The following is a 19039-nucleotide window of genomic DNA, read 5'->3' as shown; positions in this document are numbered from 1 at the left end:
GTCGGCGATGCGCTCCGCCCGTCTCCGGATCCTCGGCCTGTCCGCCGTCGCCGCGGCGCTGCTCACGCCGACGCTGGCCCGGGCCGCCAACGGGATCCACGAGCGCACGCCGGTGCAGTGGCCGGACGAGACCGCCTGCATGACGGTGATCGATCGCAGCCAGGGCGCGGTCGTCCACTTCCCCTACGAGATCCCGGCGGAGGACACGATGGTCACCGCCGACGAGGTGGCCGACAGCCGGCGCCACCAGTTCGTCGCCTTCTGCCGCAATCACACCCCGCAGGAGCCGCTGCCGGTGTGGCTGTCGTGGAAGGACGTCGACATCGCCGACGCCGCGGGCATCTCCGAGAAGGCCGACGCGACCGACCAGGACGTGCTCGAGACCCACGACATCTACAAGGATTGCTTCTTCCGCGTCACCGAGGACGACGAGCGGCGGCCGATCACCTTCGCCGAGGCGGACAAGGGCTTCGAGTGGGACACCTCGGCGCTGGCGCCCGGGCCGTACATCCTGCAGGGCTACACCTGGGAGCCGGCGTTCAACATTTGGAGCAAGCGGCCCGGGGTGATCCACGTGGTCGACGGGCCCGACCTCTCGGCGGTCGCGCCGGCGGCGGCGATCATGAACACCGACGACTTCATGTTCGGTGAGGACACGCTGATGCTGCAAGGCTGCGTGCGGACCATGCCGGGCTCGACGATGAGCGGGTTCTGGGCGGTGACCGGCGGCGACGGTCTCGAGTGGCATGCGTTCGCCGAGGGCGTGCCGATCGACGGCGAGGCGCTCGAGCTGCCGTTCAAGCCGCCGCCCGAGGCGCTGGTCGAGACGGTGGCGCTGCGCATCGACGTGACCGACCCGATGCAGCGCACCTTCTCGGCGTTCCCGCGGTCGCTGGTGGTCGTGCTGCCGGGCAGCGGCGACACCACCACCACCGGCGGCGGCTGCAGCGACACCAACGCGTTCATCGGCAACGAGAGCTGCGGCGACGACGGCGGCAGCGACGACACCGGCAGCGTCAGCAGCAGCAGCGGCGAGGCGCCGATCGACACCTCGGCGACGGGCGGGCCGGCCTCGACCGGCAGCACGGGCGATACCACCGGTGATGCGGCGACGACCTCCGAGGAGCTGCCGACGCGCGACGGCTGCGGCTGTGACAGCGGCGGGTCGGCGGGCTCGTGGGCGTGGGCCGGGCTGGTGCTGCTGGGGCTGCGCCGGCGACGACGTGGGGTTTTCGCACCTGCGCGGGCGTGAGCGGCCCGGGCCGCGCGCGGCGCCGGCGACGGGCCCGCGCTACACTGGCCGCGTGCGAGGTCCTCTTCGTGTCGCGCTCGTGTTCGTCGGTCTCGCGGCGCCCGGGGCCGCGCACGCGGCCAACGGCGGCCACCCGCGTACTCCGGTGGTCTGGCCCGACGGCGTGCCGTGCATGACGGTGATCGATCGCAGCCAGTCGAGCACGCTGCAATTCGACTACGCGATCCCCTATCCCGACACCGACCTCACCCCCGACGAATTGCCGACCAGCCGGCGCCACCAATTCGTCGCCTTCTGCCGCGACGACAGCCCGCAGACGCCGCCGCCGGTGTGGCTGTCGTGGGCCGACGCCGACGCCTGGCTCGATTGGGCCGACGAGAAGATGATCGACGCCGCGGTCATCGGCGACGACGACGTGCTCGAGACCAACGGCCTCTACGCCGATTGCTTCGTCCGCATCACCGCCGACGACGCGCGCCGACCGATCACCGAGGCCGAGGCGGCCGAGCCGGTGGTGTGGGACACGACCGGGCTGGCCGCGGGCGCGTGGCGCATCGACGGTTATACGTGGGAGCCCGAGCTCAACCGCTGGTCGCGGCGGCCGGGGGTGGTGCATGTGGTCGACGACGCCGATCCAGCCTCGGCCCCGCCGGCGGCGGCGCTTACCAATCCGGAGGGCGCGTTCGTGTTCCCCGGCGATTCGTACCTGCTCGAGGGCTGCGCGCGGGCGATGCCGGGCTCGACGCTGAAGGGTTACTGGGCCCTGGCCGACGCGCTCGAGTGGCAGGAGTTCGTCAGCGAACCGCTGGTCGGCGAGACGATCGCGCTGGCCTTCACGCCGCCGTCGGAGGTCGCGCCCGACTCGGTGGTGTTGCGGGTCGACGTCATCGACCCGATGCAGCGCACCTATTCGACGTACCCGGTGTCGCTGCTGTCGGTGCTGGAGCCGAGCGAGACCTCGAGCGGTGGTTGCAGCGACAGCGGCTCGTTCCTGGCGGGCGGCGGCGACGGGACCTGCGGAGACAGCGAGACCACCACGGGGACCAGCGGGGACGACCCGACGACCGCGGGGAGCAGCGACGGCACGAGCACGAGCACGGGCGGCGCGGCGACCACGGCCCCGGGCACCGGCACGGAGCCGGCCGGGTGCGGCTGCCGCAGCGGCGGGGCCGGGGCCGGCTGGGCCGCGCTGTGGCTCGTGGCGCTGGCGCGGCGCCGGCGAGCCCGGGCGCGCTAGCCGGCGAATCGCTGGCAGATCGGCGAGGTGGCGCGCGCTGGCGACGATCACCCGGCTCGCCGAGCGTGACAGTTCGTCACCACCATCGCACGCTCGTGGTGCATGACGGTGGTCGATGAGGCGAGCCCGCTCGAGGACATCATGCAATCGCCGCCGCCGGCCGAGGTCGCCGACAGTCGCGTTCTGTCGCCATCCGTCGACCGACGGCCCGGCGTCCGTCGGGGGTTTCGACCGACGGGTCGCCGACGGAGGATGCGGGGCTCGACGCGCGGGTGTCGTGCGAGAGCGATGCGGCCCCGCGATCGCCGTTCGGCCTGCTCCTCGTCGGTGCCACGACGCGTCGGCGCCGCCGGAACTGACACCGGTCTGCGGCGGGGGTCCGCGCGCGGTGCTGCAATTCGCCCCGTGAACGCGCGACAACGAATGCGCCGCCGATTCGTCGGGGCGGCCGGCGGGGCGCGGCGATTCGACGCGACTCACCCAGCTGTCCGCGAGGACAGGTACGAGTACGGCGATTGCCGGCGGGCGATCGCCGTTCGCCGCGACCGGGCAGATCTGCGACCCGACGGATTCACGGCGACGGCGCGACGGCCGCGCGCCGACGGTGGGCCCGGCGGCGAGACCGCGCTGCGAGGATTCGAGCCGGCGGCGCTGCGATAACATGTCCCGAGAGACAGCTTCACATCGACGTTCGGCCCGGCGAATCGCCAGCGGGGCCGGCGGCCAATGGCTGCGACCGGGGGCGGTCGGACGTCCGCGACGTGCGGGCGTGACATTCGCCGCGCCGCGCAATCGACGAGGGCGGGGCTGGCGGCGGGGCTTTGGGTCGCGCGGCGGGCGGCGCGAAGGTTCGGCGAGGGTTTGCGAGGGACCGGCGCGGGAAGCGAGGATCCACACTCGGCCGGCTGTGACGCCCCTGGAGGCCCGGGGGTAGACTCCCCGCGCCTCGATGTCCGCAGCGCCTCGCGATCACGCGTCGAACCCACCGATTCCCGAGCTCATCTGCGAGCTCTGCCGGCTGTTTTATCAGCACGGTTGGGTCAGCGGCACCGGCGGCGGCATCTCGATCCGCGGCCCCGAGGGCATCTACATGGCGCCGTCGGGGGTGCAGAAGGAGCGGCTGCAGCCGGAGGACATCTTCGTGCTGAGCGACCGCGCCACCGGCGAGCACGACTGCGAGGTCGTGCGCGCGCCGGCCTCGGGGCTCAAGGTCAGCGAGTGCCGGCCGCTGTTCTTCAACGCCTATCGCCTGCGCGACGCCGGCGCCGTGATGCACTCGCACTCGGTGTGGGCGGTGCTGGCGGCGCGGCTGTTCGCGCCGCAGGGCGGGCCGGGCGAGTTCGTGTGCCAGGGGCTCGAGATGCAGAAGGGCCTGCGCGGGATGGGCTGCTTCGACACCTTGCGGGTGCCGATCATCGCCAACACCCCGCGCGAGTCGCAGCTGACGGCCAGCATGGCCGAGGCGATGCTGGCGTACCCCGACGTCGACGCGGTGCTGGTCGCGGGCCACGGGGTGTACGTGTGGGGCCGCGACTGGGTGCAGGCCAAGACGCAGGCCGAGAGCTTCGACTATTTGTTCCGCGCGGTGGTCGAGTCGCATCGACTCGGGCTGCCGCTGGGCGGGGCGTGACGCGGAGGCGGAGGGACCATGCGGCTCGAATGGCTCGAGGATGCTTCGCAGGGCGAGGGGCCGACGCTGGCCGATCTCGCGGCCGTGGGGGTGCTCTACGAGCGCCTGCCCGACGACGACTTTCAGGGCGCGCTGGACCGCCTCAAGGCCGACCGCGGCTACGTCACCCAGGACGTGATCGAGCTGCGGCCGGACACGCCGAACCTCGACGGGCTGCTCGGCAAGTTCAAGGACGAGCACCTGCACCGCGACGACGAGGTCCGCTTCGTGCTCGACGGCGCGGGGATCTTCGACGTCCGCGGGCCGGGCGAGCGGTGGATCCGGATCGAGGTCGAGCGCGGCGACCTGATCGTCGTGCCCGCCGACCTGTATCACCGCTTCTTTTTGACCGAGCGGCGGCAGATCCGCTGCGTGCGTCTGTTCAAGGACGCCGCGGGCTGGGTGCCGGAGTACCGCGCTTGATGACGCTGGATTCGCATTGTTCGCGAGAGGACCAAGGTAGACGATGACTGCAAGCACTGTGTCGAAGGTAAAGCCGCCCACCACGCCCGACTTCAAGGTCGCCGACATGGGCCTGGCCGATTGGGGCCGCAAGGAGATCGCCCTGGCCGAGAAGGAGATGCCCGGGCTGATGGCGCTGCGCGCCAAGCACGGGGCGGAGAAGCCGCTGAAGGGGGCCAAGATCGCCGGCTGCCTCCACATGACGATTCAGACGGCCGTGTTGATCGAGACGCTGACGGAGCTCGGGGCCGAGGTCCGCTGGTCGTCCTGCAATATCTTCTCGACGCAGGACCACGCGGCGGCCGCGATCGCGGCCACCGGCGTGCCGGTGTTCGCGTGGAAGGGCGAGACCGAGGAGGAGTACTGGTGGTGCGTCGAGCAGACGATCCGCTGGCCCGACGGCAGCCCGCCGAACATCCTGCTCGACGACGGCGGCGACCTGACGCTCGTGCTGCACCGCCCGGAGCACGTCGCTTCGCTCGAGCAGTGCCTCGGCGTCAGCGAGGAGACCACCACCGGGGTCCATCGCCTGTATCAGATGGCCGAGCGCGGCGAGCTGAAGATCGCCGCGATCAACGTCAATGACTCGGTGACCAAGAGCAAGTTCGACAACCTGTACGGCTGCCGCGAGAGCCTGGCCGACGGCATCAAGCGGGCGACCGACATCATGGTCGCCGGCAAGGTCGTGGTCGTGGCCGGTTACGGCGACGTCGGCAAGGGCTGCGCCCAGTCGATGCGCGGCTTCGGGGCCCGCGTGCTCGTCACCGAGGTCGACCCGATCTGCGCGCTGCAGGCGGCGATGGAGGGCTTCCAGGTGACGACGATGGACGAGGCCGCCGGCCTCGCCGACATCTTCGTCACTGCCACTGGATGCTGCGACGTCATCACGCTCGAGCACATGCGCAAGATGAAGGACGAGGCGATCGTCTGCAACATCGGCCACTTCGACAGCGAGATCGACGTCGCCGGCCTGGTCGCCGACAAGGGCGTCCAGGAGATCAACATCAAGCCGCAGGTCGACCGGTTCGTGTTCCCCGACGGCCACGCGATCCTCCTGCTGGCCCGCGGCCGCCTGGTGAACCTCGGCTGCGCCACCGGCCACCCCAGCTTCGTGATGAGCAATAGCTTCACGAATCAGGTGCTCGCCCAGCTGTCGCTCTACACCGAGCGCAGCCGTTATGCGCGGGGCAAGGTGTACGTGCTGCCGAAGCGCCTCGATGAGGAGGTCGCCCGCCTCCACCTCGGAAAGCTCGGCGTCAAGCTCACCCGCCTCAGCGACAAGCAGGCCGAATACCTCGGGGTCTCGCAAGAGGGCCCGTTCAAGCCCGAGCACTACCGCTACTGATCCGGAGCGCGCCGGGCCTGCCTGGCGCGCGCTGATGTCCCGACTGAGGGGGGCGGCTGCGACCGTCCCCCTCTTCGCTTTTGTGCGGTCCTTAAAAGGTAGTCAGTAGCGAGTCGGCCTCAGGAGAATGTTGCGCGCGCCCGCGCATACGCTGCGGTCGAGCGGACGAGCGTCCGCTGAAACGAAGTACGAACATCGGATCGCCGCGTTCGCGGGATACTGCACAGGGGGCGCGCGGGTCGTCGCGCAGGTAGCCGCCCGATGCCGACGAGTCGGCAGTGCCGACGATATGAACAGTGTCGCAGGCGGACGGCCGCTACCGATTTCCGTCGCCGGGCCGGCGAGCGCCCCAAAGCGCTCCAGCAGCCCGGAAACGGCGGGCGCGGCCGGGGCCGAGGAGTCGCGGGTAAGCGAACCGGGCAGCCGACGAAACGGCCGTGTAAACGCGGGACATCCAATCGCTCCGATGGGGGGACCCGAAGGTTGGGGGGATGGGGCCGTTGGGGGAACTGGGGAGTGGGGGGTGGACTGAGGCGAGCGGCGGAGTGGGGGGGAACAGAGGAGTGGGGGGAACTGAGGCGAGGGGGTCGAACGACCGAGTGGGGGGTGGAACTACGGAGAAGGGCCCCAACTGCGGAGAAACGGGTGAAACTGCGGAGAACGGGCGAAGCTGCGGAGAACGGCTGAAGGCGCCGCAGATTGGCCAGATCGGGCCGAACGCAGCCACTGCGGACGAAAAGTGAGGACGAAAAGTGCGGGGACTGAAGATTTTTGTCGCGGGACTGCCGAATATGGATTGACCTCGGATCTCGGGTCATGCAAAAAGCAAAGACGATGTCTAGGTTCGAGACGACCTTCCGCAATGCCGTCGCGAATGCCGAGCGCGACGTGATGATCGAACAGATCCGTTCAGCTCCCCATATGAGCCTCGCTGAGCTCGGCAAGCTCGCGACTGGCGAGCTCGGCTCGCTGCTCAAGGGGATCACGATCGGTGAACTGCTGGGTCAGGGCGGAGGCGCGGCGGCCCCCGCTGCGCCCCGCGGCCGCGGCGCCGGCAAGCCGGTCAAGGTCCCGCAAGCGCTGGCCAAGGCCCCTGCTGCTCCGGTCGGTCGCAAGGGCGGCCGTGGTGCTGCTGCACCCGCCAAGGAGGCGCCGGCGCCGGCTGCCAAGCGTGGCAGCAACAAGTCGGTCGTCGACACTCGCACGCCCGCCGGCCGCGACGCCTACGATCAGGGCATGCTGAACGCCCTCAAGACCGCCCCGGGCCCGCAGGCCGCGCCGGATCTGTCCGCCGTGGTCGGTGGCACCCCGCTGCAGGTCCGCACCGCCCTGGCGCGCCTCATCGAGCGCGGCCTCGTGTCGTGGACCGGTCAGGCTCGCGGCACTCGTTACACTGCCGTCTGAGCAATCGACTTCCGGCGTCAGCCTTCGCCTGCCGTTCGCGGTCGAGGCTGCGCCGGGTCCGCCATTGCTGTTCCGTAAGTTGTCCGGACCATCGGTCGTCCGGCGGGTCCCGTGTTTGCGTCCGCGCGAGTCGAACTTCGCGGGCCATGCGGTAGATTCGCCGGCGTCGTCCGCAGTTCCCGCGTTCGGTCACGTCGCCGCCCCGCGGCCTGGTCGGTCCCCGCCGTCGCAATCGTGATAGGCACCCGAGCATGCCTGCCGTGCCGCCCCGCGAGTTCCCTGCGACCACGAGCCCCGATGCCCGCCTCTCCGGGCTGCTCGTCGACACGATCAAGACCCTCGCCATCGACGCCGTGCAGAAGGCGAACTCGGGCCACCCGGGGATGCCGATGGGCGCGGCGGTGATGGCCTCGGTGCTATGGACGCGATTCCTCGTCCACGACCCCGAGCACCCGCGTTGGCCCGACCGCGATCGTTTCGTGCTGAGCGCCGGCCACGGGTCGATGCTGCTGTACGCGCTGCTGCACCTCACCGGTTACGATCTGCCGCTCGACGAGCTGAAGCAGTTTCGTCAGTGGGGCAGCAAGACCCCGGGGCATCCGGAGTACGGACATACCGTCGGCGTCGAGGTGACGACCGGTCCGCTCGGCACCGGCTTCGCGGCGGCGGTCGGCATGGCGCTGGCGGAGCGCTTCCTGGCCGCGACCTACAACCAGCCGGGACACGACATCGTCGATCACTTCACCTACGGGATCTGCAGCGACGGCGATCTGATGGAGGGGATCGCCTCGGAGGCCGCGAGCCTGGCCGGCCACCTCGGCCTCGGCAAGCTGGTGTTCCTGTATGACGATAACAAGATCTCGATCGACGGCTCGACCGACCTCGCGTTCACCGAAGACGTCCTGGGACGCTTCGCCGCGTATGGCTGGCACGTGCAGCGCATCGACGGCGCCGACGCGGCGCAGGTCGAGGCGGCGCTGGTGCTCGCCCGCGGCGAGACCACGCGGCCGAGCCTGATCGCCTGCCGTACGGTCATCGCCGCCGGCAGCCCCAACAAGGCCGGCACCCACGGGGCTCACGGCGCGCCGCTCGGCGACGCCGAGATCGTGGCGACCAAAAAGGCGATGGGCTGGCCCGACGACCAGTCGTTCCGCGTGCCCGACGAGATCCGCGACGCGCTGGCCCAGCAGCGGCGCGCGCTCGGCGAGCAGCGCACCGCGTGGGAGGCCAAGTTCGACGCCTACCGCAAGGCCCACCCGAAGCTCGCGGCCCAGTTCGAGGCGCTGCAGAGCGATGTCGTCCCGGCCGAGGTGCTCAGCGCGATCCCGAGCTTCAAGCCGGGCGGCGCGGTCGCCACCCGCAAGGCCGGACAGAAGATCCTCGAGGCGCTGGTCAAGGCCCACCCGACGCTCCTCGGCGGCTCCGCCGACCTCGCCGGCTCGAACGGCGTCGAGCTCAAGCTGCCGTCCCAGAGCAAGACCCAGCCCGACGGGCGCGTGCTGCACTTCGGCGTGCGCGAGCACGGCATGGCCGGCATCTGCAACGGCCTCGCGCTGCACGGCGGCGTGCGGGCCTACGGCGCGACCTTCCTGGTGTTCTCGGACTTCCTGCGCGGGGCGCTGCGGCTGTCGTCGCTGATGAAGGCGCCGGTGGTCTACGTGTTCAGCCACGACAGCTTCTGGGTCGGCGAGGACGGGCCGACCCACCAGCCCATCGAGCAGCTGATGAGCCTGCGGCTGATCCCCGACCTGTACGTCGTCCGGCCCGCGGACGCGCGCGAGACCGCGGCGGCGTGGCGGCTGGCGCTGCAGCGCGGGCACGGCGAGGGCGCCACGGCGATCCTGCTGACGCGCCAGGACCTGCCGATCATGGCCGAGACGCGCGAGGCGATCGACGAAGGCGCGTACGTGCTGTGGCAGCCCGAGGGCGAGCTCGACGGCATCCTGGTGGCGACCGGCTCCGAGGTCGCGACTGCGCTGGACGCGGCGCAGACGCTGCACAAGGACCACGGGAAGCGCGTGCGGGTGGTCTCGATGCCGTGCTGGGAGGCTTTCCTCGCCCAGCCGAAGGCCTACCAGGACAGCGTCCTGCCGCCCGAGATCTCGCGCCGCCTGTCAGTGGAGGCGGGGACCACGTTCGGGTGGGCCCGGTTCGCGGCCCACCAGCACGGCCTGGACCACTACGGCGCCAGCGCCCCGGGCAAGCTGCTCGCCGAACGGTTCGGCTTCACGCCGGCCGCGGTGGTCAAGCGCTGGCTGGAGCTCCCCTAGGCGCCCGAGGCGCGCGAGGCGGGTGCGGACGATCACGCCCCGCCGAGCCGCCTCCAGCGGCCAAGCGGGGCACCTTGTGGCATGCTCCGCGCGCTCAAAAGCACCCCAAGGGGTTGTCTTTCGGGCTCCAGGGCAAAACTTCAACCCCCCCGGCCGAGGCCATCCAGGTCCGAGGTTTGCGGGGTTGAGCAGCACAACAGGCTCGGAGGGCCGGGCGGCGGAGTTCACTCCGCTCCCTTTTGCCGGGACACCCGGACCCCGACCCCTGCACTCGTCATCGGCAAGGTCAGCAGAGCACTACCATGGAACTCGCAAAGGTCCGAAACATCGGGATCTCCGCGCACATCGACTCCGGCAAGACGACGCTCTCGGAGCGCATCCTGTTCTATTCGGGGAAGATCCACAAGATCGAGGAGGTCAAGGGCAAGTCGGGCGTCGGCGCGACGATGGACTCGATGGACCTCGAGCGCGAGAAGGGCATCACGATCCAGTCGGCTGCCACCTACCTCGAGTGGAAAGACCACTTCCTCAACCTGATCGACACCCCCGGACACGTCGACTTCACGATCGAGGTCGAGCGCGCCCTCAGCGTCCTCGACGGCGCCATCCTGGTGCTGTGCTCGGTCGCCGGCGTGCAGTCGCAGTCGATCACGGTCGACCGCCAGATGAAGCGCTACAACGTGCCGCGGCTGGCGTTCATCAACAAGATGGACCGCTCCGGCGCCGACCCGTTCAAGGTCACCCGCCAGCTGCGCGAGAAGCTGCGTCACAACGCGCACCTCGTCACCTACCCGATCGGCGCCGAGGACCACTTCGAGGGCGTCGTCGACCTGCTCACCCGTGACGCGCTGTACTTCGACGGCGACAACGGCGAGAACATCCGCCGCGAGCCGTGCCCCGACCACCTGAAGGAGGCGGTCGAGGAGTACCGCCTGAAGCTGGTCGAGGCGCTCGGCGACTTCGACGACGGCCTGATGGAGCGCTTCCTCGCCGAGGACGGCGCCAACGTCACCGCCGAGGAGATCGTGCCGGTGCTGCGCAAGGCGACCCTGTCGCTCAACTTCACCGCGGTGTTCTGCGGCTCGGCCTACAAGAACAAGGCCGTGCAGCACCTGCTCGACGGCGTGGTCAAGTACCTGCCGGCGCCCTACGAGGTGAAGAACGTCGCCTACCAGATCGCGAACGACGGCAAGGAGACCGAGGTCATCCTCAAGAGCGAAGAGGCCGCGCCGCTGTGCGCGCTGGCGTTCAAGCTCGAAGAGGGCAAGTACGGTCAGCTGACCTACATCCGCATCTACCAGGGCCACGTCAAGAAGGGCGACACGATCTTCAACACCCGCACGGGCAAGAAGAACAAGGTCGGCCGGCTCGTGCGCATGCACGCCGACGAGATGGTCGACATCGAGGAGGTCGGCGCGGGTCACATCGCGGCGTTCTTCGGCATCGACTGCGCCTCGGGCGACACCTTCACCGGGTCCGACGTCGTCTACTCGATGCGCTCGATGTTCGTGCCGGCGCCGGTCATCAGCTACGCCGTCACCCCGACCAAGAAGGACGGCCTGGCCAACTTCTCGAAGGCGCTCAACCGCTTCTCGAAGGAGGATCCGACCTTCCGCGTCCACCGCGACGAGGAGTCGGGCGAGACCATCATCCAGGGCATGGGTGAGCTCCACCTCGACATCTACATCGAGCGCATGAAGCGTGAGTACCAGGTCGAGACCACCGTCGGCGAGCCGCAGGTGGCCTACCGCGAGACCATCACGCAAGAGGTCCCCTTCACGTACATCCACAAGAAGCAGACCGGCGGCTCCGGTCAGTACGCGAAGATCGGCGGCGCCATGCGGCCGCTGCCCGAGGACGCGCCGGACAAGACCTACCGCTTCGTCGACAACGTCGTCGGCGGCAAGATCCCGCGCGAGTACATCCCGTCGTGCGACAACGGCTTCAAGCAGTCGCTCGACCGCGGCGTGCTCATCGGCTTCCCCGTCGTCGGCGTCGAGATGGAGATCAACGACGGTGCGGCCCACGCGGTCGACTCGAGCGACATGGCGTTCCAGATCGCCGCCCGCGCGGCCTTCAAGGAGACCATGCCCAAGGCCGGTCCGCAGGTGCTCGAGCCGATCATGAAGGTCGCCGTCGAGACGCCCGAGGAGTTCCAGGGCGGCATCCAGGGCGGCCTCGTCCGCCGCCGCGGCAACATCATCAACTCGGAGTCGAGCATGGGCATCAGCGTCATCGAGGCCCACGTCCCGCTGGCGACGATGTTCGGCTACTCGACCGAGCTGCGCAGCATGTCGCAGGGCAAGGCCGAGTACACGATGGAGTTCGAGCGCTACGAGGCGGTCCCCCGCCAGGTGCAGGACGAGCTCATCAAGAAGTACGCCGGCAACAAGAAGGGCTGAGGCCCGCGCGGGCCGGAAGGTCCGCACATTCGAGGGCGGTGCGAGCGATCGCGCCGCCCTCGGCGCTTTCGGCGGGCGCGCAGCGCGATGGCACGAGCGGGCCGGAACGCCCGAGCGGGTGACTCGCAGCTGCGCCCGCGGAGTTTCCTGAGTGGAGACATCCTGCGGGACACCTCCCCGGATCGTCGGCGCGCTCGCTTTGAAGATGCCTCTCAGGACATGTCCTGAGAGGCATTTCATTGCGTCAATGATCGGCCTCGCGGTCGACCTGTCCTAGCGGACAGCTTGGGCCAGGGCCCGCTCGAGCGCGTGGCGGCGCTGCAGCGCGGCGCGGTCGCCAGGTCGGGCCAGCAGGCGCGGCAGCAGGTCGCGGGCGCGGGCGAGGGCGTCGGGCTGGCCGTCGCGCAGGTACGAGCCGAGCAGCTTCTCCTCGACCAGGGCGATGTGGGCCGGCTCGGCGACGAGGCCCTGGGCGAGCGCCTCCTCGAGGTCGTGCTGCAGCTCGCGCTCGCGCGGGACCCGCTGGCTCTCGAGCGCGCGGGCCAGCAGCAGGTGGCTGTGGACCTCGTGCGGCGCGAGCATGCGGAGCAGGCGGGCGTAGTGCAGCGCGAGTGACGGGTTGTCGAGCGCGAGGGCCAGGCGGACCTGCATGTGCAACACCGGCGGCTCGCGGCCGTCGACCTGGCTGCGTGCCGCGGCGAGGATCGCCGCGTAGGCCGGCGCCTCGGCGATCAGCGACTCCATCACCGCGGTCCACGGCGCCAGCTCCTGCGGCATCAACGGCGCCAGCTCCTCGGCGTTGGGGTAGCGGCCCAGCAGGTAGCGCGTCAGCTCGAGGTCGGGCGGGTGGCGCATCGTCGCCAGCGTCCGCGCCAGCGAGCTCGCCGACTCGGACGCGTCGCCCAGCTCGCGCGCCGCGTGGGCCCGCCGCAGCCACGCGTCGGAGTTGGCCGGCTGCAGCTCGCTCGCCACCGTCGCCTGCGCCCGCGCCTGCGCCCAGTCCTCGATCTCGAGCGCGCGCTGGGCCAGCAGGATGTGCAGCGAGGCGTCGAGCGGGCGCATCCGCTGGGCTGCCTCGGGGGACATGTCGCCGGCGCCGATCGCCCCGTCGCCGGCGGTGCGGTTCTGCCAGGTGTACGGCTGGGCCCACAGCGCCAGCGCGGCCGCGCCGGCGAGGCTGAGGCCGCCGACGAGGATGGCCGGGCGGGCCGGGGCGCGGAAGAAGCCGCGGCGCTCGGACAGCGCGCCAGCGAGGGCGCACAGCGGCGCGGCGACGCCGAGGAACTCGAGGTTGAAGTCGGCGAGGTTGTGGATCGCCAGGGCCAGCGGGCCGCACAGGGCGACCCGGCGGGCGCTGACGTGGCGGCCGCTGCCGGTGGTGTAGACGGCGGCGATCCACCACCAGATGAGGCCGAGCGCGACCAGGCCGCCGCCGACCGGGCCCCACTCGACGAGCATCGCCGCCGGGGCCGACTCGAGGTGGGTGTGGACCACGCCGAGCGGGCGCGAGTCGACCGCGGGGAACAGGTCGAGGAAGGCGCCGCGACCCACGCCGAGCACCGGCGACAGATCGATCAGCGCCACCGCGTCGGAGGCGATGCGAAATTTGGTCTCGGCCTCGTTGACGCGCCACAGCGTCGACAGCTCGGCCCACGCGCCCTGGCGCGCGACCACCACCGCGAGCAGTCCGAGCCCGAGCGCCAGGGCGCCGCGCTGCAGCCACAGCCGGCCCTCCGGCTCGCGCGCGCGCGACCTGCCCACAGGGACAGGTCCGTTGCGCCAGGCGAGCATGAGCGCCACCGGAGCGACGATCGCCAGGGCGACGATCGCCGCCCGCGACAGCGACAGCAGCAGCGCCGCGCCCTGGATCGCCAGGGCCGCCAGAGCCGCCAATCGGCGCTCGCGCAGGCGGCTGACCAGCGCCGGGTCGGTGGCCGTGCGGCCCTGCAGCCGCATGTGCACCGCCAGCGCGCCGGCGCTGAAGATCCCGAGCAGGAACAGGCCGGCCTGGTGGTTGGCGTTGACGAAGGTCGTCAGCAGCGCCGGCGTGACCGTCGGGTCGACCTGCAGCGGCTGATAAAGCCCGTAGATCGCCTCGAGGCCGAACGCCGCCTGCGCCAGGCCGATCAGCGCCACCAGCGAGCCGGCCAGCGCGACCAGGCCGGCGCTGACGCGCCACGACAGCTGGGCCGCGCCGACGAACAGGCCGGTGAGCGCGAGCAGGCGCGCGGCCTCCAGCGCGCTGTCCCCGGGGACAGGTGACAGCCCCGGCCACGGGCTCGCGCCGCTGTCGGCCAGCGCCGCGCCGACCCGCGCGGTCAGGCCCGGGGCCACCAGCTCGCGCAGGAACAGCGGCAGCGGCATCCACTGCAGCAGCGTCAGCCCGGCGGCGAACAGGCCGATGAAGGCGCCCGACGGCACGCGCAGCGGCTGCTCGCTGCGCGTGCACAGGCGGATCCACAGCGCCAGCACCAGCGCGCAGAAGCCCGGGACCACGATCGACGGCACCCCACCGAGCCACAGCGCCGGCCCCGCGACCGCGAGGCCGAGCAAGATCCGCGACCACGGCGGCTGGGACGGCCGGTCGCGCGCGATCGAGCTGACCGCGGCCTCGGGCTCGAGGCCGCGAACCACCACGGAGGGGATCTTGGGAGGGGACATCGTCGAGGGCCGCGAGGGGGGCGCGGTGGGAGGTCGCAGGAGCGCGCGTCAGGTCGGGTCGGCGGCGGTCCGGCGCACGTGACAAGGATACTAGCCCGAGCCCGACCCGGCCTGCCGGGCTGCGTCGGACCTGCTCCTGTCGGGCGAACGAACGACCCCGCCGAACGGCGCCCAGGGCTGGCGCCGCGGAGATCTACCCCACACCCCTGCCCGCCATTTCATCCGCGAGGACCCCGCTCGCGCGCGGCCGGACGGTGCGGCGGTCCCACCGGGAGCCAACGCGCGGGCGGTCCCGAACCTCGACCCGGGTGCAGGATCGGCTTCGCGCATTTTATGTCGTTTAGGACATGTCCATGAGGACATGTCGTGTCGAGCATGGTCGATCGGACATGTGATTGCGCGCGAGGTGTGCGTCCTCGGCATGCGCGTGACGACCTCGGCGGACCCGCGCCCCCAGCCAGCGAGCAGGCGCGCGCCTTGTTCGGCGCCGGGGCGGTTGATAGCGTGGCTCGATGGTGCGTCCTGACGACGCGGACGAGCTCGGCCCCGGAGGGGGCGGCTCGGCCGCGTCATGCTGCACCGTTCCAGCGGGTGAAAGTCCCGCCCGGGTAGGCGCCGGAGCGCCCGGTAGCAGGCCCCAGGCGCGAGGAGAGATTCTCGCGGCCCGAGCGGGGCGTCAAGAGCCTCTGCGGAGGGAGCAAGAACGCGGGCCGCAACATCAAGTGAAGCCTGCAGCCTCGACAGATGAACAATGGGGGAGCCGAGCCGCTCATCTCACGGCGAAGGCCACGCCCACCGCGCAGTCATCCGGAGCAGAAAGCGCGATGGGTCCTCCCGGGGTATGGGGCGCAGCACGCGTTCAAGGAGCGATGCGGAACAGGAGAGGCCCGTCTGCACGGCCCGTGTCGGGGCGATGCGACTCGTATAAGCCGAAGGCGAAGTCGAGCGCTGTGCAGCGGGAGTCCGAGGGGGTCGTAGTACCGGCGATGGCGGCGCAGAACAACGCCGTCGGAGGGAAGGACCCCTGGGGTGGTCGTGTCGGAGAAGAAGGTAAGCGCGAGGGCATGGCCTGCAGGACAGGTCCCAACCACCCCACGCGGCGCAGGCCGCGTGACAAAGTGCGAGAACTTCGACGCCGACTGTGGGCCGCAGCCAAGCGGCAACCGGGTCGACGCTTCCATGCGCTGTACGACCGCATCTTCAGGCGTGACGTCCTGAAGGAAGCATGGAGGCGGGTCAAGAAGAACAGGGGGGCAGCGGGCGTCGACAGACAAACGCTGGCCGAGGTGGAGCAGTACGGCGTCGATCGCTTCCTCGAAGAGATCGCCGACGAACTCAAGGGCGGGACATACCGACCGAGCGCGGTCATGCGGCGGTACATCCCGAAGGCGGACGGGAAGAAGCGGCCGCTGGGGATCCCGACAGTCCGGGACCGAGTGGTGCAGATGGCGGCGAAGCTGGTGCTGGAGCCGATCTTCGAGGCGGATTTCCTTCCGTGCTCGTACGGCTTCCGGCCGAAGCGCAGCGCGACGCAGGCGCTCGAGCGACTGCGCGTGCTGGGAGCTCGAGGTGGGAACCATGTGCTCGACGCCGACATCCGCGACTACTTCGGCAGCATCGATCACGAGCGACTGATGAAGCTCGTCGAGATGCGGATCTCGGATCGAAGGGTCCTCAAGCTGGTGCGGCAATGGCTCGAAGCCGGCGTGATGGAAGACGGCCAGGTGACGGCGATGCTCTCGGGGACACCCCAGGGCGGCGTGATCTCACCGCTGCTGTCGAACATCTACCTCGGCGTCCTCGACAAGCTGTGGCAGCGACGGCACGCCCATCTGGGCGAGCTCGTGCGCTACTGCGACGACTTCGTGATCCTGTGCGGGACCAGGAAGGCGTGCGAGGAGGCCGAGGTCAGGGTCCGCGAGATCCTGCGGCGTCTCAAGCTGGAACTGCATCCCGAGAAGACGAGGCGAGTCGAGCTGAGCTGGGGACGGCAAGGCTTCGACTTCCTCGGCTGCCACCTGCGCAAGCGCATGTCCGGGCCGATCTGGGAGAAGGAACATCGCAGGGTGTACTTCCTCCAGCGCTGGCCCTCGACGCGTAGCATGACGCGGGCGCGGCAGCGCGTGAAGGAGCTGACCGGCTCGAACCGCAACGGGGCCAAAGATGTGCGGGTGATCATCCGTGACATCAACCCGGTGCTGCGTGGCTGGGGTAACTACTTCCGCACCGGGAACGCCGCCGTGAAATTCAACCGGATCGACACCTACGTGTGGTCTCGCCTTCGTCGCTTCATGATGAGGCGCAAGGGCCGGCACCTCCGCGCAGGTGAGGTCGAGAGCTGGACGCGCGACTTCTTCCACAACCACGGTCTCCACCGTCTACGGGGGACCGTGCAGTACCCGGAGGCCGCGTAATGCGGCGGCTCGAGAGACCACCGGTAAGCCGTGTGCGGGAAATCCGCATGCACGGTTTGAACGGGGGTCCTGCCCTTCCTCCGGCTCAAGCAGAGGAAGGGTAGGATCTACCAATGACGATCCCGGTCCGCGGCGCTGTGTTGGGCGGCATCCTCCTCACGGCGGTCACCGCCTGTCCTGCGGGCGGCGGCGCGACCACCGGCACCAGCGGCGGCGAGACGACGACGACGACCACCGGGACGACGGGCACCGGCGGCGCGCCGACCACCGGCACCGACCCGACCGATGGCGTCGTCACGATCACTGGCACGTCGACCGGAGCGCCCGCGCCCGACCTCGGCGGCGCGGCGACGGACAGCAGCACCGGCGACGACAGCACCACCGGCGCCGCGCAGTGTCCTCCGCCGCTCGCGCAGCCGCCGGGCAGCTGGACCTCGCAGATCGTGCCGGTCGAGGACGACGCGCTGACCTACGTCGCCGACGAGCAGGACAACCGGATCGCCGACTTCAGCTACGCCGGCTATCACCGCAGCGAAGCGCCGATCCCCGACGTGCCGACGGTGCTCGGCATCGGCCCGGTCGCCGGCGACAACACCGAGCATCTGCAGCAGGCGATCGACGAGCTCGGGGCGATGCCGGCCGGGGTCGACGGCCTGCGCGGCGCGGTGCTGCTGGGACCCGGCGAGTACGAGATCCACGGCACCGTGCGACTGCGGCACAGCGGGGTGGTGCTGCGCGGCGCGGGCGACGGCGACGATCCGGCGACCAGCACGATCTTGCGGGCGATCGGCGACGAGCCGCACCAGCGCCCGGTGCTGGTGGTCGGCAGCGGGGACAACGATCGCTGGCAGCCCGAGCTTCCGAACAGCCGCAGCGACATCGTCAGCGCGCGGGTGCCGGTCGGGGCGCGGACCTTCGAGGTCGCCGACCCGTCGCTCTACGCGGTCGGCGATCACGTGGTGATCGTGCACCCGTGCACCGAGGCGTGGCTGGCCGCGGTCGACCACGGCGGCACCGGGGCCGACGGGCCGTGGACTGTCGATTCGCAGCCGCTGGTGTTCAAGCGGCAGGTCATGGCGATCGACGGGCCGGCGTTGACGGTCGACGCGCCGGTGTTCAACCACCTCGATCGCGCGCTGTCGCAGGCGTACGTGTACAGGGCCGACCGCGCGGGGCTGGTGACCGAGGTCGGGGTCGAGGACCTGCGGATCGACATCGACACGCTCGGCGGCGACGACGAGGACCACGCGTGGACGGCGATCGCCATGCGTGGGGTCGAGGACGCGTGGGTGCGCCGGTTCACCGCGCTGCACTTCGGCTTCGCCGCGGTCACGGTGCAGACCGGTGTGCAGGTCACCGTGGCCCACGCGCGCGCGCTCGACCCGGTGGCCCAGATCACGGGCGAGCGCATGTACAACTTCGACGCCAGCGGCGGGCAGCAGGTGCTGTTCACCGACTGCCACGCGACCCGGGGCCGCCATCACTTCGTGTCGAACGGGACGTCGTACACCTCGGGGGTGGTGTTCCATCGCTCGACCTCCACCGGCGCCAACGCGTCGAGCGAGGGCCACCGGCGGTGGAGCATGGGGCTGCTCTACGACAACGTCGTCGACGCCGAGCCGGCCAAGGACAAGCTGGTGGTGCTCGGCCTTTACAACCGCGGCGACTACGGCACCGGCCACGGCTGGTCGTTGGCCCACTCGGTGGCCTGGAACTACGCCACCGGCGACGGCGTCGCCGTCATCCAGCAGCCGCCGACCGCCCAGAACTACGCGATCGGCGGCAGCGGCACGTTCTCCGGCGACAAGCCGCCGGCGCCGTTCGACCAGCCCGCCGGCTACATCGAGGGCGCCGGTCAGCCGGGGCTGGTGCCGGAATCGCTGTTCGAGCGGCAGCTCGCCGAGCGGCTGTGCGAGCGCTGAG

11 protein-coding genes are annotated in these 19039 nt (G+C 70.7%); 10 read left to right on the top strand and 1 reads right to left on the bottom strand.

Annotated features, from left to right (window positions below; genetic code table 11):
• The first annotated feature begins 7 nt into the window (after positions 1–7).
• The 8 genes from POL25_RS32060 to fusA all read left to right on the top strand — a co-directional run bounded on the left by POL25_RS32060 (position 8) and on the right by fusA (position 12041).
• Positions 8–1252, top strand: a complete 1245-nt coding sequence (locus tag POL25_RS32060) for an MYXO-CTERM sorting domain-containing protein (RefSeq protein WP_272090088.1) — start codon at positions 8–10, stop codon at positions 1250–1252.
• Positions 1253–1304: 52 nt separating this feature from the next.
• On the top strand, positions 1305–2489 hold the full coding sequence (locus POL25_RS32055) for a hypothetical protein (protein WP_272090087.1): 1185 nt from the start codon (positions 1305–1307) through the stop codon (positions 2487–2489).
• A 949-nt stretch (positions 2490–3438) separates the two neighbouring features.
• Entirely contained in the window at positions 3439–4119 is a 681-nt protein-coding gene (gene mtnB / locus POL25_RS32050) for a methylthioribulose 1-phosphate dehydratase (RefSeq protein ID WP_272090086.1), read from the top strand.
• 18 nt (positions 4120–4137) lie between these two features.
• The gene (locus POL25_RS32045; RefSeq protein ID WP_272090085.1) at positions 4138–4581 is read left to right on the top strand and encodes a 1,2-dihydroxy-3-keto-5-methylthiopentene dioxygenase; all 444 of its coding nucleotides are present in this window, start codon (positions 4138–4140) and stop codon (positions 4579–4581) included.
• 43 nt (positions 4582–4624) lie between these two features.
• Entirely contained in the window at positions 4625–5965 is a 1341-nt protein-coding gene (gene ahcY, locus POL25_RS32040) for an adenosylhomocysteinase (protein WP_272090084.1), read from the top strand.
• An 816-nt stretch (positions 5966–6781) separates the two neighbouring features.
• Complete coding sequence (locus POL25_RS32035; RefSeq protein WP_272090083.1) at positions 6782–7369, top strand: hypothetical protein; 588 nt, start codon at positions 6782–6784, stop codon at positions 7367–7369.
• A 251-nt stretch (positions 7370–7620) separates the two neighbouring features.
• On the top strand, positions 7621–9639 hold the full coding sequence (tkt, locus tag POL25_RS32030; RefSeq protein ID WP_272090082.1) for a transketolase: 2019 nt from the start codon (positions 7621–7623) through the stop codon (positions 9637–9639).
• A 302-nt stretch (positions 9640–9941) separates the two neighbouring features.
• A complete protein-coding gene (fusA, locus tag POL25_RS32025; RefSeq protein WP_272090081.1) occupies positions 9942–12041 on the top strand; it encodes an elongation factor G in 2100 nt (699 codons plus the stop codon).
• Positions 12042–12314: 273 nt separating this feature from the next.
• Here fusA and POL25_RS32020 read toward each other — a convergent pair whose 3' ends face one another.
• Positions 12315–14702 (bottom strand): tetratricopeptide repeat protein, encoded by a 2388-nt coding sequence (locus POL25_RS32020; RefSeq protein ID WP_272090080.1) that lies wholly within the window; start codon positions 14700–14702, stop codon positions 12315–12317.
• 986 nt (positions 14703–15688) lie between these two features.
• Between POL25_RS32020 and ltrA the strand changes: the two genes are divergently transcribed.
• Positions 15689–17116: a group II intron reverse transcriptase/maturase gene (gene ltrA, locus POL25_RS32015; protein WP_272090079.1), complete on the top strand. Its 1428-nt coding sequence runs from the start codon at positions 15689–15691 to the stop codon at positions 17114–17116.
• A gap of 113 nt (positions 17117–17229) precedes the next feature.
• Positions 17230–19038 carry a hypothetical protein gene (locus POL25_RS32010; protein ID WP_272090078.1) on the top strand — a complete coding sequence of 603 codons (1809 nt, stop codon included), beginning with the start codon at positions 17230–17232 and terminating at the stop codon, positions 19036–19038.
• Position 19039 lies beyond the last annotated feature (1 nt).

This window comes from Nannocystis bainbridge (genome assembly GCF_028368995.1).
In the GTDB taxonomy this organism is placed as follows: domain Bacteria; phylum Myxococcota_A; class Polyangia; order Nannocystales; family Nannocystaceae; genus Nannocystis; species Nannocystis bainbridge.
Note: the sequence above shows the minus strand (reverse complement) of the source record. Positions and strands in the feature narration are given on the sequence as shown.